Source organism: Anaerococcus groningensis, assembly GCF_046365465.1.
Lineage (GTDB): Bacteria > Bacillota > Clostridia > Tissierellales > Peptoniphilaceae > Anaerococcus > Anaerococcus groningensis.
The window spans coordinates 48,598-65,715 of record NZ_JBGMEG010000009.1; the positions used below are offsets into that span (position 1 = coordinate 48,598).

Sequence of the window (17,118 nt, forward strand, 5' to 3'; positions counted from 1 at the left end):
TTTATAAATTTCACATCCCTCTTCCCGTTAGGATTGTATATCCCCCAATCCTACTTTAAATTATAGGCAGTGCTTATATCTCTTTGATAGCAAATGTTTCCTTGCTAAGCTTATCCAAGTATCTTTTTATTTTTATTTTTCTTTTAAAGTTTAAATCTCTTTTATAAACTAGTGGATTTGTCGAGTTTGCTTTTCTTGCTTCATTTTCAAAGTCTACTCTAAACTGAGAATCCAGATTATCGATTGTTTGACCTAGGTCTAGGTTATAATATCTAAATTTCTTATCCCCTATTATCTCCTCTTGCTTATCAAAAACTAAATCATCTATGGCAAGTTTTGATGTATTTACTCCATTTAAAGTTGCAAAATAATGGCTGCGTCCTTGACGGAGGTTTACTTCAAAGGCATAAAATTTACCAGTTTCTGTATCCTTTTTAAAGTCAATATTAAATAGTCCATAAATTCCTAGAGTCTCTACTATATCCCTGGCAAAGTCAAATAGTATTTTTTCATCAGAGTCTATTTTTGCAACAAAGTTTCCTATCCATTCTACACGTTTGTCTAAAAGAATATTTCTAGACATGGCCATAGACGTAGTTGATTTTGACCTGTATCCTTCTACGGAGTATTCTGATCCATCTCCTCCTGCTACAAATTCTTGGACTAATACCTTATAATCATAACCATTTTCAAAAATAGTTTGTAAAATCTTTAAAGTTTGTTCTTTAGATTTTGAGTGATAACCCTTTTGCCATCCATCAAAATCTAGGGTTTTGTAAAAAACATCATTGTCTGGCTTTATAAATACATCTGCTGGATAGTCTAAGTCCCTATAATTTTTACTATCTGCTACCAAGGTTTTTGGAGCAAGGTCTAAATCTTTTATTTTTTCATAAAATTGATTTTTAGTAGCAAGTCCATTTATAACTTCAGGGTCCGCATAAGGTATAAGAGGGTTGAAGTTTAAATTGTCAATGTTGCTTAGGACAAAGGTCCTCATAACATCATCAGGGGCAAAAATTATAAATTTTTCGTAAGTCTCTTTATAGTCTTCATATATTTTTTCTAAAACCTCTTTATAAACTGCTGGGTCTTTGGAAAAATTTTCTTTTTTGTAAAAGTCAATTATGTGTGAATCTATACAAGGAAGCAAAATCATGGATGTAGCTACTACAGGTTTTATGTCGTAGGCCTCATAGATTTCCCTTGCTATTGAATATGTATTTAGGTCTGAACCTAGTATTATTGGTAAAAATTTGTTCATGTTTCTCTCTCCTATTTGCTAAAAACGCTTGCTAATAGTGATAACTATTATATAATCGTATAATGTAAAAAGCAAATCCTATAAATAAGGAGATTTTTATGAAAAAATTAGGAATCTTAGGTGGTATGGGCCCTTTATGTACAGCTATGTTTTACCAGAAGTTGGTAATACATACCAAAGCAAACAAAGACCAAGACCATATACCTACAGTAATAATTTCAGATCCTCAAATCCCAGATAGGACCGCGGCTATACTTACTGGAAAAAATGAGGATATATTACTTAAAAAGGTAAAAGAAGACTTAGAGAATTTAAAAAAGCAAGGTGTTTCAAATATTGCTATCCCCTGCAACACTATGCATTATTATTATGATACTTTTAAAGAATATACAAGTGTAAATATAATAAACATGGTAGAAGAAACTTTAAAATATTGTAAAGCAAAAAAGGCAAAAAATGTTGCGGTTTTAGGCACACTTGCAACAATGAATTGCGGTATATATGAAAAATATGCCAAAAACATAGGTATAAATATCATTCCAATGGATGAAAAAATTAAAAATTTTACTATGGATACTATTTACCAGATAAAAGAGACCAATGAAACTAACCACAAAGAGTTTTTGTCTATGGTAGAGGAATTAAAAAATACAAAGGTGGATGCTATCATATTAGCTTGTACAGAATTATCGCTAATTGAAGATATAGCTACATACGATTTTGTAATAGATGCTATGGATGTTTTATCCTATGAAGCTATTAAGAAATCAGGTTTTGAAATAAAAAAATAATTATGAACTTCAAAATTTCTTAATAAAACTTTAACCCCACCTTTGTTATAATGTATCTATTGACGAGGTGGAATAATACATGAGAAAAAGAAGAAAATTGAATAAAAAATATGATTACCTAACTATCTTAAGAGCCATAGCTTTTTTTGGCGTATCGCTCTTTCATACCTACTCACACTTTGTTCCAGGCGGATATCTTGCGGTAATCATATTTTTGATTTTATCGGGCTTTTTAACAGTAAGAACAGCAGATTTCAAGAAGGCTGCTACTCTTACAAAATTAAAAGCAAAATTTATTAGCATTTTAAGTCCAGTTTACCTAATAATGGCCATATCTTTGATATTTTCCTTTAAATTTGCTAGAAATATCTTTGATGATAGTATCAAATCAGCTTTACCAGTTGCCCTAAATTTTGAAAATTTAAGGCGTATAGCAGCTGGTGATGATTATTTTAACCAACTGGGCAATTTTAATATGTTTTTGCATATGTGGTATGTATCTCTTTATATGCAATTTATTGCCATATTTTTGCTAATAGATCAATATCTAGCAAATCCAAAGAAAAATAATAAAAGAATCCTAGTCTATGGGCTAATGACAATCATTAGCTTTATTTTAATTTTAGTCCTAGGAAGAAGTGCAGAAGATATAACTAGGATTTATTATGGGATATCAACTAGATTTTCAGCCTTTGGTGTAGGTATTTTAGCTTATTTATTAAATGAAAAAATTGATAAAGAAACTATCGACTTAAAAATAGATTTAAGAATAATCTTAGCTATCTTAGGACTAGTAGTTATTGTTCCTTTCTTTATCATAGATGGTAAAAACATCTCATCTTACCATGGATTTTTTATATTTTATACCTTAGTAGTTGGCCTATTAATAACATTTTTATATAACTACGAAGATAAAAATCGCTACCTTCCTAAAAAACATGGTATAGCATATAAGATATTTTTATATATTGGAGATAGGTCCTTTCACTTTTACCTATGGCAGTATATAGTACAAATATTTGTCCTATACTTCTTTCCTAACCTTATGGATAATATAATCTTAAGCTTAATAATACAATTTGCTTTTGTAATTATACTAGGAGAGATTAGCTATCAAATCTTAAAAATAAGAAAACTAGGCAGATATATACTTTTAACATCCATGATTATTTTTATTATCCTAACCATTACTTCAAAAGTAATAGGTAATAGCAAGGATGATAAGATAAATGATTTAAGAAAGGATATAACAGCTAGCCAAGAGCAAATCGATAAGGCCAATAAAGAAATACTAGCTAAAAATAAAATCAAAGAGGATAAAAAATCAGACAATGATAAAGATGCTGATAGTGTAAAAGAAAATAGTGAAATTTCAGAAAATTTACCAAAAACCAAACAACTTGATGAAAATTTTGTAGAAAAACCTTATGATGATTTTAATTTTACAGAAAATGAACTAGCATACTTAAATAACCTCGGAGTTACCGCAGTGGGTGATTCAGTTATTATAAACGCTGACTCCTATATTAGAAAATACATTCCAAACTTTTACTTAGATGGTGAAGTCGGTAGAGATATGGTTTCTGGACCAGATATTCTAGCTTCCATTAAAAATAGCTATGGCCTAGCTGATGCTGTTTTAATATCTCTAGGGTCAAATGGATCAGCAGATGAAGCCGACCTAGAAAAAATAATGGAAATAGCAGATGGCCGTGATGTTTACTTTGTAAACACATCTCACACCCAGTCTTACATGGACTTTGTAAATAAAAATTTAGCAAATTTTACAGAAAAAAATGACAAGGCCCACCTAGTAGATTGGCGAGGTTTTATAAAAGACAGACCAGACCTACTAGCTCCAGACAGAACCCACCCAAATGTAGAGGGCTCAGATGACTTTGCAAAACTAATAATGAGAAAAATCCTCAATGTAAATAGGGTTGCCGAATAAATAAAAAATCCAAGCTTAATTGCTTGGATTTTATTTTTTTATTTTTCAACTGGGACTAATTTTTCTTTACCACCCATGTACATTCTAAGTGGTTCAGGGATTTTTACTGTGCCATCTGCTTGAAGCATATTTTCTAAAAATGCTATTAGCATTCTTGGTGGAGCTACTACTGTGTTATTTAGTGTATGGGCAAAATATGTTCCATCTTCTCCACGCAATTTGATTCCTAGTCTTCTTGCTTGAGCATCGCCTAGGTTTGAGCAAGAACCTACTTCAAAGTATTTTTGTTGTCGTGGGCTCCATGCCTCAACGTCTACTGATTTTACTTTAAGATCTGCTAGGTCACCTGAACAGCATTCTAGAGTTCTTACTGGGATTTCTAAGCTTCTAAAGAAATCTACTGTATTATTCCATAACTCATCATAGAATTTTTTAGAGTCCTCTGGCTTACAGATAATAACCATCTCTTGTTTTTCAAATTGGTGGATACGGTATACTCCACGTTCTTCTATACCGTGAGCCCCTACTTCTTTTCTAAAGCAAGGTGAATAGGATGTCATTTTTAGTGGCATTTCATCTTCATCTGTGATTGTATTAATAAATTTACCAATCATTGAGTGTTCAGATGTACCAATTAGGTATAAATCTTCTCCCTCAATTTTATACATCATATTTTCCATTTCTTCAAAGCTCATAACCCCTGTTACAACGTCACTTCTTATCATAAATGGTGGAATGTAATATGTGTAGCCACGGTCAATCATAAAGTCTCTTGCATAAGAAAGGATAGCTGAGTGTAATCTTGCAATATCACCTTTTAGATAGTAAAAACCTGATCCAGATGTTTCTCTTGCTGCATCTAGGTCTACCCCATCAAAGCTTTCCATAATATCTATGTGGTATGGGACTTCATAGTCAGGTACTATTGGTTCACCATATCTGTCATTTTCCACATTTTCACTATCATCTTTACCTATAGGCACTGATTGATCGATGATTTGAGGAATTTTTTGCATTCTTGTTTTGATTTCATCTTCAAATTTTTTAGTTTCTTCTTCTATGTGGGCTAATTTATCATTGATTTCACCAACATGAGCCTTTGCTTCTTCTGCTTCATCTTTTTTGCCTTGGCCCATAAGAGCGCCGATTTCTTTTGAAACTTTGTTTCTTTCTGCCCTTAGGTTATCCCCTTCAGTTTTAAAGGCTCTGCCCTTTTCATCAAGTTCTAAAACTTCATCAACAAGGTGCAGTTTTTCTTCTTGAAATTTTTTCTTGATATTTTCTTTTACAAGTTCTGGATTTTCTCTAACTAATTTTATATCTAACATTTTTTCTCCTTTTTAGCATAAAAATAGACCCTCATCCTACATGGGACGAAGGTCTCGTGGTGCCACCCAATTTTTATGTATACAACATACTCAAATTTAAAAAGCTAAAGGTAGATTCACTACTTACCACCAAAGATTTTCACCAACCATCTTCTCTCTAAAGGCTTTAAAATAGCTACTAGGTCTTATCATCGCTTGTATTAAGTTATTTATAGTATACAATGAATTTTTATTTTAATCAATCTCTTTTTTATTTTTTGTAACAATTAACCCAATTAATAAACTAATCACAAATACAAATATAAAACTAAAACCTGATGCAGCAAGAGGCAGTCTTGCCATAGTATTTACATAAAAATTATCAGCAAAGCCTAAAGCATTAATACTATCTGCTAAGCTTACAAGCCCTACTGCTATGATCACAATTTTATACACTAGAGGACTTATATTTCCCTTATCCAGTAAGTTTAGTATATAAAGGCTTATAACTATAGGATAGACAAAAAGTAAAATTGGGATGGATATTTCCATTATTCTCTCCACACCAAGAATGGATAATATGAAACTTACTATAACCCCAAGCCTTACATAAAATGTATAAGAAAATCTAGGAAGACTTTCAGAAAATATTGTTGCAAAGGCTGATAATAATCCTATGGCTGTAGAAAGGCAAGCAAAGCCAACTACAAGACTTAATGCTATTTGGACATTGCGGCCTAACAAATTTTGGGCAATAGTTATAAATAAATTTGTTCTAGTCATATTAGGATCTGCAAAGGAAATTGATTTTGCTCCTATATAAGTAAGGCCAGTATAAACTATAATAAGACCAAATACAGCTATAAGTCCAGAATAAATAGTAGCCCTTATTAAATCATCTTGCTTGGTAATGCCCTTATTCCTAAAGTCATTTAAAATAATACTTGTAGTAAAAACTGGTCCTAATGAGTCCATCGTTTGGTAGCCTTCTATAAAACCTAGGGATAATTTATTACCTGGTAGAGAATTTAAACTAACACCTGAATAGGTAATTCCTTTTATAATTAAAATTGCAAGGATAAGTAAAAGCACTGGTGTTAGATATTTGCCAACCCTATCTATTACTTTAGACCCATTTATTGTCAATACATACACTAAAGAAAAGAATAAGAAGGAAAATAATACCTTATTAAAGTCTGGATAAAAAGGCATCACGCCAACTTCAAAAGTAGTTGCCCCAGTACGCGGTATGGATAAAAGTGGTCCTACTAGTGTTATACAAACTAAACTTACAATGCTACCAAAATTTTTGCTCACTTTGTTACCAAAGGCAGTTAAATTTGCTAATCTTGCACTTATAGCAAGGGTTCCTAAAAGTATTAATAAACTATCAGATAAGTTAAAGCCAAGAGAAGCTAAAAACCATTCATCTCCAGAGTTTAGCCCTAGAAAGGGTGGGAAAATCAGATTGCCCGCTCCAAAGAATATGGCAAATAGGGCAAAGCCTGATATTATTATTTGTTTAGTATCTAGTTTTGTTTCATTCATTAATATTACCTGCTTTTTTTAATATAAGATATACTATACAAGTATTTAATGAATTTAGCACCTTAATTATTAATCTTTGAATCATCTAACTTTTTTTCTACTTCTTCTAGATGTTTGTGGATATCTCTTATGATTATTTCCGTTTTAAGATTTACTATGTAATCATCCTCTGCTCTTTGCCTATCCTTTTCTTCTTGACGATTTTGGCTCATCATTATAAGAGGAGCTTGAACGGCTGCTAGACATGATAAAACAAGATTTAATAATATAAAAGGATATGGGTCAAAGGCCTTATCTCCCATCTTATTATTGATAATCATCCATATAGCAAGGATAGCTATAAAAATAATTATAAAAGTCCAAGATCCTGCAAATTTAGCAATCTTATCTGCTGCCTTTGCTCCGAAAGAATAGTCATCTTTTTCACTTCTTTTTTGTTTAGAAAGGCTGTCCTTAATTAACATTATGATTTCTTCATCATCTAGGCCCAAATCATTATCCAGAATACTTTGTAGTATTTTTTCTTCACTTTCTTTATAATCTTTCATTAATAACTCCTAAAATTTTATTTAATTATATTTTATCTAATTTTTAGAAAAATAAAAGATGGCTAGTTAGCCATCTAAGATAAAATTTCATTTATTGCTTTTTGAGGTATGCCTATATCTTCTACGATACATTTATTTTTATAAATAGACCTTTCAAAAACACCTTGTTTCATTAGCTGCATAGAAACTATCAAATCACAATCTACAATCTCTCCCCAGCTATCACCACTAGTAGAGTCAAGACCTGATGGGACATCTATTGATATAATATATTTTAAAGAACGATTTATTAGGGCAATCACGTAAGCATAGGTGCCAGAAATGGTTCGATCAAGGCCTGTACCAAATATTCCTTCTATAATTGTAGTAACATTTGATAAATTTGCTTCCATAAACTCTAAATCTGCAATAGTTTCCACCCTATATACATTGTCGGTTAAACATTTTACAGCTTCATAGTTTAGGATAAATTCATCACTAGCTTTTTCTAAGTTCCCAATTATATAAATATCTACATAAAAGTCTCTTGCTAAAAGATTTCTAGCAACTGCTAGACCATCAGCTCCATTGTTGCCTATACCAACTACAATAGCAAAGGTCTTCCTCACTTCAAGGTTAATATTTTTTATAACTGCAAGGGCAGCTCGTTCTACAAGGCAAATAGACGGTATGTTTAGTTCATTTATAGCATACTTATCGATTGCAATCATCTGGTCTTTGTCTACAACTAGCATAATCACCTCAAAAATTTCTTGTTTTAAGCCTCAAATCTTCCCCAAATATTTCATAAACTTCGCTATTTCCAATTATTCTTGAAAATATCCTATCTCCATAGGTTTCTGATAACATGGATTCATCAAAGTTTGTTGAAAATATTATTGGTTTGCCAGCAATCATCCTGTTGTTTACTACCTCAAATAAATTTGCAGAATCATTTTTGCTGGATGGTTCACTTCCTAGGTCATCTATAATAAGTAAATCACAATCTAGGATAAAGTCAAATTGGTCTTGGTGTTTGACACGGGCTTCTTCAAAGGCCCAGTTATAGTCATTTAAAAATTTAAAAAGTTTTGATGATGTCATATAAAGCACTGAATAATTGCGGTCTAGGATTTCCTTGGCAACTGCATTTAAAAGGTATGTTTTGCCACGACCTACATCACCAAATATATATAAGTTATTATCTTGTTTATCAAAATTATTTATAAAGTTATATAAAGATTTTTTGATATGCTTTATATTTTGATATGGGGTGATTGGGTAATCTTTATAGGGATTATCAGAAAATAATGAATCATCAAAGTTTCTAAAGTTTTCTCTTGCTATTAGGCTTCTGATATTTGATTGGCTATAGTTTTGATCAATTATTAGCTGTTTTCGGCAAGAGCACATCCTCGTACCTACAAATCCTGTATCCTTACAAATTGGATGGTGGTAGCGAATTTCCATGTAGTCTTTAGCAAAGCCATGCTGGTTTAATAAACTTACCTTTTGATATCTCAAATTTTTAAGGTCATTTTCCTTTTTTTCTGTATCAAAGCCCCTTAAGCCATCTTGAATAATGGAATAGCCCAATTCTTTGATATTTTTTTCTAAAGCTTTCATACTAGGAATTTTTTCATATACTTCATTGATACGATTTTGCTGGTCAATGATATTTTGCTCACGTCTTTGGGCTAAGATAGAGTTTACTTTACTATTAGTTTCCATTATTATCCTCTCCTAGCATCCTTTTAAAACGTTCTTCGCGGGCCTTTTGAGCATAATTTTTTACATCATCATTGCCTATAGCTTTTTTTCTATATTGCCTTGGTGAATTTTTTCTAGCAAGCTTTTGGCGTTCTTCTCTCATTTTTAAGTCATTTAAGGTAAATATTCCCTGGTCACGCCAAGTTTTTATATATCCTAGGACATATTTTACATCCATATTGCCATTGGCCTTGCCTTGGCGAAAGGCTTCTGTTATCAGTTCTGGATCAGGGTCATAATCTGTAAGAGTTTCTTGGATACGAGTAATATCTGCTGGAGTCAGGCTTCTGTCTAATATTCTTTCTATATTATCAAACATAATTGACTTTCTACCGGCCTTATCAAAGCTAATTTCATTGGTTGATTTGCTATTATCTCCATAATACATTTGCCTAAGAGATACTATTTCTATGAAAATTTCACCAGATGGGTCTCTTTTTTCTCTAAAAACTCCCATATTTATCCAAAATTCTATGCACTCGTTAAATTTTTCTTCTGTAAAAGATAACTGTTTTTGAATTTTTTTGGTATCTACTAGACCAGTATTGTAGGCATCTTTATAGACTAAAAGAAAAACTTTAAGAGCATCTCCATCTGCCATTTGGACATAGGTATTTAAAAACATATTTTCAAAAGCCGTCATACCTAAATCTAGTTTAACATCTTGCATCTTAAAGTTCATAATAATCATCCTTTGTTAAATTCATTATTAGTATCTTAGAATATATAATATCTCTTTTTTCTTCAAAGTATCTTTGATCAAAGTCTATATTTTGATTTTCAAAAATTTCTGTTGTTTGCCCGCATTCTTTAAAGCCTAGTTTTTCATAAAGTCTTATGGCTCTTTCATTAAATAAATTGACTTCTAAAATCATTTCCCTAAATTTTAACTCGTTAAAATAATAATCTAAAAACTGGTCCATGGCTTCATAGCCGTAGCCAGCTGATACAAAATTCGGGTCAAAAACTATACCTAGCTTTGCCTTTTTTATTAAGGGATTATAATTTTTTAGCCCCATAAAACCTATAAACCTATCATCATCAGTTCTCTTTACTGCAAAATATTTTTTACGGGGTGTAGTCACAGAATTGTACCAAAAGTTTATTTCAAAATCTGATAGGTTTCCATAGTTATATCCAGCTAGCCTAGGATCTTCAAATTCGCCCCGGTATTTAAAATCAAAGGCTGTTTCACGATTTATTTTCTCTATATAAACTCTAGGATTTTCTTGCATCTTATATATTTTCTTCCTTATAACTTAGGTCTCTAAAGGTGGTACAAGGTTTATTAAAAAATAAATCTAATGTCCCTGTAGCCCCGTTTCTGTGTTTTGCTACTATAACCTTGGCTATATTTGGATTGTCTTCTTCATCATAATAGTCTTCCCTATATAAAAGCATAACTACATCAGCATCTTGCTCGATAGCACCTGATTCTCTTAAGTCTGATAATATCGGTTTATGGTCTGCTCTTTTATCAGCCTCACGGGATAATTGGGCAAGGGATAAAACCGGGCAGTTTAGTTCTTTGGATAAAGTTTTTAGTCCTCTTGATATAGAAGCAATCTCATTTTGCCTATTTTCTTGGCGGCTATCTGCTTGCATTAGCTGTAAATAATCTATTACAACTAAGTCTACTCCTACTTCTGCTTTTAGCCTTTTAAGTTTTGATCTCATCTCTGATAGGGTAATACCCGGGGTTTCATCTACATAAAGGTCTTTATTTGCTATTTCCTTGGTAGCCCTAAATAATAATTCCCATTCATCATCCTTTATCCTACCATTCATAACTTGTTCTAAATCTATCATGCTTACCATAGATAATAATCTATAGTTTAATTGTAAAACAGACATCTCAAGGGAGAAAAAGGCTACAGATTTGCCTTCTCTTGCTGCATTCCAGGCCATAGTTAGTCCTAGGGCAGTTTTACCCATGGCAGGGCGGGCTGCTAGTAAAATTAATTGGGATGGTTGTAAACCTGAAAGTTTTAAATCAATGGTTTCAAGTCCTGTTGTAACTCCTGTGATATCCCCATCATTTAGGGATAATTCATTTATTACTTGAACAGTTTCATCTAGGGTATCTCCTACCTTTACCAAACCCTCGTTAAGTTTGCTTTGGGAAATGTCAAAGATTTTACTTTCTGCCATTGATAAGATACTAGAGACATCATCATTTTGCCTGTAGCTTACATCCATAATATCTTCACTTGCCCCTATTAGACTTCTAAGCAATGATTTTTCTTTTACTGTTTTTGCATATGTATCGATATTTGGAGTATAAAATGAGGAGAGGGTAATCTCAGTGATAAACTCCTCCCCTCCAACTTCTTGTAATATATTTTCATTTCTAAGCTGGGATAATAAACTTACTTCATCAATCTTGATATCTTTTTCTACCATAGTGATGATTGATTTATATATCCTCTGTGTCCTAGAATCATAAAAGTCTACAGGTTTTATTATTTGATTTGCTTTATCGAAAGTTTCATTTCTTTTTAAGATACTTCCGATGATAGCTTTTTCAGCTAAGAAGTCGTATGGAAGAGGCCTACTTGCCTCTGTCATTATTCTACCTCAGCTACAACTTCCACTTTTAAGTTTGCGTTTACTTCTGGGTAAAGTCTAACGTTTAGGTTAAACTCACCAGTACCTTCAATTTGTTCAACATCTTCGATTCTTTTTCTATCGATTTCAATTCCTTGTTCAGCTAGTGCTTCAGCAAGGTCTTTGTTTGTTACAGAACCAAATAGTTTTCCATCTTCACCAACATTTACTTTTTGAGTAATTGTAAGTGCTTCGATTTTTTCTTTTAATTCTTCAGCTTCTTTTCTATTTTCCGCTTCTTCAGCTTTTAGTTGTGCTTGCATTTCTTCAAGCTCAGCCATGTTTTTCTTTGTAGCTTCTACAGCTAGTCCTTGTGGGTTAAGGTAGTTTCTGAAGTATCCTGGCTTTACGTCTACTAGGTCTCCTTTTACACCAACTCTTACAATGTTATCTTTTAGTATTACTTTCATTTTCTTCTTCCTCTCTTAAATATTCGTTTATTGCTTTTCTTAGCATATTTTCAGCATTTTCCATGCTCATGTCTAATTGGGTAGCAGCAGCTGTTAAGTGACCACCCCCGCCGATACGTTCTAGTATTAATTGTACCGATATATCGCCTAAGCTTCTACCAGAAATGTGAATTTTATTATTAGCCTTTGTTAGTACAAATGATGCTTTTACACCCTTTATAGTTAGCAAATCATCAGCAGCCTGACTTGCAATTAAGCTTGATCCATCAATATCTCTATTAAAATGAGCTATGGCAATCATATCATTTACTATACTCGAATCTGCTATAACTTCCGACTTATATTTTACAATTTCAAAGTCATCTTTAAACATGCGTTTAATATAGACAGAATCAGCTCCCCAGCGTTTTAAAACACTGGCTGCTTCAAAGGTACGAACTCCTGTTTGATAAACAAAATTTTTGGTATCTACAGTTATTCCTGCAAGCAATGATTCTGCTATAGAAGTTCTTGCCTTAAAGTCCTCATCCAGATAATTTAAAATCTCTGTTACAAGCTCGGATGCACTTGATGCATAGGGCTCGATATAGGCAATAGTTGCTTTTTTAATATAATCATTACCACGTCTGTGGTGATCTATGATAAATATTTGATCAGTTTTTTCAATTAAGCTTGGAGCTTCAGTTGAATTTTTCCTGTGATTATCTACTACAACTACTAAAGATGATGGTTTTATGCGAGCTAAGGCTTGGTCTTCTGATAAAATATTATCTTTTAGTTCTTCTAAACTCCCAGTTGTACTATTATACATATTTTCGATTTGTCTAGGTACTTCGTTTAAAACTATATAGGCATCTTTTTCTAAAAATCTGACACCCTCATAAACTCCTAGAGATGAACCAAAAGAATCCATATCTGGGTTATTGTGGCCCATAATATATACATCGCTAGATGCATTTATCATTCTGCGTAAGGCACCTGATATCACCCTAGATTTTACTTTTGAAGTTTTTTCTGTAGCTTTTGATTTTCCACCAAAGTATTCATAGTTATCATCTATTTTTACAACTGCTTGGTCTCCTCCACGGGATAGGGCTATATCTATAGCTACCCTAGAGTCACCGTATATCTCATAAGGATTTGCTCCTGATATACCAGCACCTATAGATAAGGTAGGATTTATAGTATTTCCAGCTTCTATTTCTCTTACATCATCTAAGATAGAAAACTTATCATCATGGATATCCCTATAATCTTGAAACTCCATTACTACCATAAATCTATCATTTTCATATTTTCTAACAACACCATTGTGACTTGTGAAATATTCATTTATAACCCTATCAACAGCTCCTAGCACTTGAGGGCGGTTAACAGATTCTGTGGAACTTCTTAAGTCATCATAGTTATCTAAAAATATTGTAAAAAATACTAATCTTTTATCTTTAAATAATTGCTTTATAGACTCATCATAGGTGTTATCTATAGCATAGACAAAATTTTCATTTGTCTTCAATTCTTCATTGTATACTGTAGAAAAATAAAACTGCATAGACTTATCATCTACTTCTATAGTAACGGGTTGGATAAAGTCCTTATCAGTAAAATCAATGTCATTAAAATCTGGAATTAATTTTGCAATGTCAACTCCTACTAGGTCTTCTCTAGGGAAAAGATTTCTAAAATATCCATTATGCCATTTTATATTTGCCCCATCAGTTAAAACTGCAATAGGAAAAGGCATTTCAAAAACTAAATTTTTTGTTATACTATCAAAACTTGAATGAACATCATCTACATATTTTTGAATAGCATTTTCTTGATCATCCCTTAACCTTTGTAAGTAAAAAAATAAAACTCCACATCCCAGTATTGCAATAGCACCTAAAATTTGGTTATAGTAAAAAACAATTACGGATGTGATAACCGGTAGGATCATCGTATATAAAATATGTTCATTATCCTTTTTTGGATTACTTCGCATCTATCCTCCTTCGTTTACTTCTAAAGTCAACAAAAATATCAGCTAATCCTATAATAAAGAAAATTATCATAAAAAAGTAAAAGAAGATTATGATAAAAAACCACTGCATACCTCTAGATAGGATTCCACCAGATCTTGCCATAGTTAAGTAATCATAGGTTAAAATACCATTTAAAATTACCAGCAAAATAACTATACTAATTAAATTTGCACTTATATATGTAGGCTCTATGTTAAGCACTGTACTTAGTATAAAGTATACCCCTCCTGCAATTATAAGAAGTATAACAAATTCTTTCTTATTAATCCTAAATTTATTAAGATTTTTTATATCAGCAGCTTTATTTTTATATGCCAAATAATTTCTAACTAATTTTAAAGAAAATAGACTATAAAGCATAGCCAAGGCTGATAATATAGAAGGATACATAGCAAAAGATGTTTTATAAACTTCATCTGGAATGTCATAATCAATGCTAGGCGCTAGAACTTCTTTAAGTTCATTTGCCATATCATTAATAGTAAGGCCTTCTTCTAACATCTGATATTTATAAATAGCAATAAAAATAAAACTTGTAATAACAAAATTTATTAAAATTTGCTTTTTATCGCTAAATTTTGACTTTATAAGTCCAATCTGGATTAAAGATAAGATTAATATCGGTAGGTAAAAGAAAGTAACTGATTTTATACTTTCAAATATCAACCCTATCAAAAATGAACCAAGCAATATAATAAAAAAATCCTTTGGCCCATAATCAAGCCCAATAGCAGCAAATAAAATAGGGATGGTAGCAAGCATTAAAAAGCTATCGCTAGCTGCTAAAGTTAATATACTAATCAAGCAAATAAAAAATAATATATTTACTTTCTTATTTATATTTTTACTAATGTTCATAAATTTCCTTTCACTTAATATTATCATAAAGGCTAAAGTTGAACAATCTTTGCCCAAATTGACTTTATATATTTTACTCTTAACTTACTAAGTATCAATTTTAATATAAATAGTTACTATTAAATAATTGTTGTAAATCATGATAGTATAATTTTAAAATATCATGACATGACTTTTGAAGTAATCGATGTAGAATTAAGTGAAAAATAAGTTTGAAAAATAAAAATAACTATATAAAAAACGAGGAAATTAAAATCCTCGTCTTTTTTTATATATCTAAAGTATTTAGTAAGTCATTTCTATAGTCTGTAAATTCTTTGCTTGTTCTATTTCTAGGATATTCTAAATCTATAGGAACTACCTTTTTTATTCTACCAGGTCTAGGTTCCATAACTATGACTTTTGTTGACATATATACAGCTTCATCAACATCGTGAGTTACCATAATACTTAGGTTTTTTTCTTCATTCCAAAGCTTTAATATCTCATCTTGCATATTCATCCTTGTAAAGGCATCAAGAGCACCAAGTGGCTCATCTAATAGCAAGACTTCTGGCTTGTTGATAAGAGTTCTAATAAGAGAAACTCTTTGGGCCATACCACCAGATAAGTTCGATGGATAGGAATTTTTAAAATCAAGTAGCCCTACCTTTTTAAGCATCTTATCTACAGTAGCCTCATCAATTTTCTCTTCATTTTTAAGAGTTCCAGAAAATCCTACATTCTCCTTTACAGTTAGCCAAGGAAATAGAGTAGATTTTTGAAACACCATACCTCTAGAGCTAGATGGGCCTGTGATTTCTTTTCCATCTAAGCTAATATTTCCAGTAGTAGGAAATATTAAGCCTGCTATAAGTCTAAGTATAGTAGACTTACCACAACCAGATGGTCCTACTATACTAATAAATTCTCCATCGTGGACTTCAAAGTTTATATCTGAAAGAGCATTAGTTATAGTGTCACTATCACTTCTAATAAAAGATTTAGATACATTATTAAATTCTAGTTTACTCATCTACTAACACCCCCAGTTCTCCATTTTAAAGCATTTGTACTGATTCTTTTTATTACACTATTAACTAATATAAAGGTAATAGCTAATAAAATGATAGCTCCATACATTGCTGAATAATTAGCCCATGAACTCTTCCAAGTTATATACCAACCTAATCCACTTTCTACCCCAAGCATCTCTGCTACTATAAGAGCATTACAAGCTGCAGACATACCAGCTACCAAACCTTGGAATATGTTTGGAGAGGCAGATTTTATAGCAACTTTTCTTACTAGCTCTGAATTTGTAGCTCCTAATGTTTGTGCAGCTTCATAATAAGCAGGATCTACGTTGTGAATACCTGTTATAGTTGCAAGAGTAGTTGAAAACCATACACCAAGTGAAATTATAAATATTGCTCCTTGAAAGAGATTTATAGCAAGTACCATTACTACTGGTAGCCAAGTTGTAGTTGGGATTGGTCCAAGTAATTTTAAAAATGGATCAACCCAATAGTTTACTTTGTCAAAATATCCTGCAAGTATTCCTGTAATAATTCCAAGTCCTGCTCCTATAAAGTAGCCAGTAAATAATAGCTTTAATGAACTTAAGACTGATTCTATCAAGAAACTCTTATCTTCTTTCATAGAATTAAAAATCATATCTATCCATGGAAAATATGGTAAATCAAGTTTCCCAGTCTTCAAAGTTAGAACATCATACAATATTAGTAGGATAAAGACAAAAGTATAAAAGGGAGACCTATAAACAAGTCTCTCCCTTAAACTTTCTTTCTTTATAGAAACAACTAAGGCTATGCCATATATTCCTAGTAGAATCCACAAAAAACCATTGTATAAATTTGTCTTTTGGGCACTAGGATTATGGTCTGGTAGATATACATATTCAAATATAGCTATTAAACCAGCTAGGATTGGAAGAATCAGTCTAAATCTCTCACGGCCCTTATTCCTAGGCTTAGATTCAAGTTTTATTAATTCTTCTTTAGTAAGTTTCTTATTTTGATTGTTCTTACTAAAGCCATTAGATTTTTTACTTTCTTCCAT

General features: G+C 31.8%; 16 protein-coding genes and 1 other annotated feature. Of the genes, 2 read left to right on the plus strand and 14 right to left on the minus strand.

All coding sequences use genetic code 11. The features are described from left to right. Window positions 1-73: 73 nt before the first annotated feature. Window positions 74-1,264: a carboxylate--amine ligase gene (locus AB9Q04_RS05580; RefSeq protein WP_410024381.1), complete on the minus strand. Its 1,191-nt coding sequence runs from the start codon at window positions 1,262-1,264 to the stop codon at window positions 74-76. Window positions 1,265-1,362: 98 nt separating this feature from the next. On the opposite strand from AB9Q04_RS05580, the gene cuyB reads away from it, so the two are divergent. Both cuyB and AB9Q04_RS05590 read left to right on the plus strand, forming a co-directional pair. Then, window positions 1,363-2,055: a cysteate racemase gene (cuyB, locus tag AB9Q04_RS05585; protein WP_410024382.1), complete on the plus strand. Its 693-nt coding sequence runs from the start codon at window positions 1,363-1,365 to the stop codon at window positions 2,053-2,055. 79 nt (window positions 2,056-2,134) lie between these two features. After that, window positions 2,135-4,006 (plus strand): acyltransferase family protein, encoded by a 1,872-nt coding sequence (locus AB9Q04_RS05590; protein ID WP_410024383.1) that lies wholly within the window; start codon window positions 2,135-2,137, stop codon window positions 4,004-4,006. 38 nt (window positions 4,007-4,044) lie between these two features. On the opposite strand, the gene serS is transcribed toward AB9Q04_RS05590, so the two are convergent. The 13 genes from serS to AB9Q04_RS05655 all read right to left on the minus strand — a co-directional run bounded on the left by serS (window position 4,045) and on the right by AB9Q04_RS05655 (window position 17,118). After that, complete coding sequence (gene serS, locus AB9Q04_RS05595; RefSeq protein ID WP_410024384.1) at window positions 4,045-5,334, minus strand: serine--tRNA ligase; 1,290 nt, start codon at window positions 5,332-5,334, stop codon at window positions 4,045-4,047. Between the two features lie 38 nt (window positions 5,335-5,372). After that, window positions 5,373-5,535: a binding site (T-box leader), on the minus strand. A 33-nt stretch (window positions 5,536-5,568) separates the two neighbouring features. Continuing rightward, complete coding sequence (brnQ, locus tag AB9Q04_RS05600; RefSeq protein WP_410024385.1) at window positions 5,569-6,861, minus strand: branched-chain amino acid transport system II carrier protein; 1,293 nt, start codon at window positions 6,859-6,861, stop codon at window positions 5,569-5,571. A gap of 62 nt (window positions 6,862-6,923) precedes the next feature. After that, on the minus strand, window positions 6,924-7,409 hold the full coding sequence (locus tag AB9Q04_RS05605) for a DUF1003 domain-containing protein (RefSeq protein WP_410024386.1): 486 nt from the start codon (window positions 7,407-7,409) through the stop codon (window positions 6,924-6,926). A gap of 74 nt (window positions 7,410-7,483) precedes the next feature. Further along, entirely contained in the window at window positions 7,484-8,143 is a 660-nt protein-coding gene (locus tag AB9Q04_RS05610) for an NAD(P)H-hydrate epimerase (protein ID WP_410024387.1), read from the minus strand. Window positions 8,144-8,150: 7 nt separating this feature from the next. Next, window positions 8,151-9,119, minus strand: a complete 969-nt coding sequence (locus tag AB9Q04_RS05615) for an ATP-binding protein (RefSeq protein WP_410024388.1) — start codon at window positions 9,117-9,119, stop codon at window positions 8,151-8,153. Next, window positions 9,109-9,840: a DnaD domain-containing protein gene (locus tag AB9Q04_RS05620; RefSeq protein WP_410024389.1), complete on the minus strand. Its 732-nt coding sequence runs from the start codon at window positions 9,838-9,840 to the stop codon at window positions 9,109-9,111. Before AB9Q04_RS05620 ends, AB9Q04_RS05615 begins: the two co-directional genes overlap by 11 nt. Continuing rightward, window positions 9,830-10,393, minus strand: a complete 564-nt coding sequence (locus AB9Q04_RS05625; RefSeq protein ID WP_410024390.1) for a GNAT family N-acetyltransferase — start codon at window positions 10,391-10,393, stop codon at window positions 9,830-9,832. The genes AB9Q04_RS05620 and AB9Q04_RS05625 overlap by 11 nt, the downstream gene beginning before the upstream one ends. A gap of 1 nt (window position 10,394) precedes the next feature. Continuing rightward, complete coding sequence (gene dnaB, locus AB9Q04_RS05630; protein ID WP_410024391.1) at window positions 10,395-11,726, minus strand: replicative DNA helicase; 1,332 nt, start codon at window positions 11,724-11,726, stop codon at window positions 10,395-10,397. Next, window positions 11,726-12,175 (minus strand): 50S ribosomal protein L9, encoded by a 450-nt coding sequence (gene rplI, locus AB9Q04_RS05635; RefSeq protein WP_394011309.1) that lies wholly within the window; start codon window positions 12,173-12,175, stop codon window positions 11,726-11,728. The genes dnaB and rplI overlap by 1 nt, the downstream gene beginning before the upstream one ends. Continuing rightward, a complete protein-coding gene (locus tag AB9Q04_RS05640) occupies window positions 12,153-14,159 on the minus strand; it encodes a DHH family phosphoesterase (RefSeq protein ID WP_410024392.1) in 2,007 nt (668 codons plus the stop codon). The genes rplI and AB9Q04_RS05640 overlap by 23 nt, the downstream gene beginning before the upstream one ends. After that, complete coding sequence (locus AB9Q04_RS05645; RefSeq protein WP_410024393.1) at window positions 14,149-15,057, minus strand: hypothetical protein; 909 nt, start codon at window positions 15,055-15,057, stop codon at window positions 14,149-14,151. The genes AB9Q04_RS05640 and AB9Q04_RS05645 overlap by 11 nt, the downstream gene beginning before the upstream one ends. Window positions 15,058-15,325: 268 nt before the next feature. Next, window positions 15,326-16,072, minus strand: a complete 747-nt coding sequence (locus AB9Q04_RS05650; protein ID WP_410024394.1) for an ABC transporter ATP-binding protein — start codon at window positions 16,070-16,072, stop codon at window positions 15,326-15,328. Beyond that, entirely contained in the window at window positions 16,069-17,118 is a 1,050-nt protein-coding gene (locus tag AB9Q04_RS05655; protein ID WP_410024395.1) for an ABC transporter permease, read from the minus strand. The genes AB9Q04_RS05650 and AB9Q04_RS05655 overlap by 4 nt, the downstream gene beginning before the upstream one ends.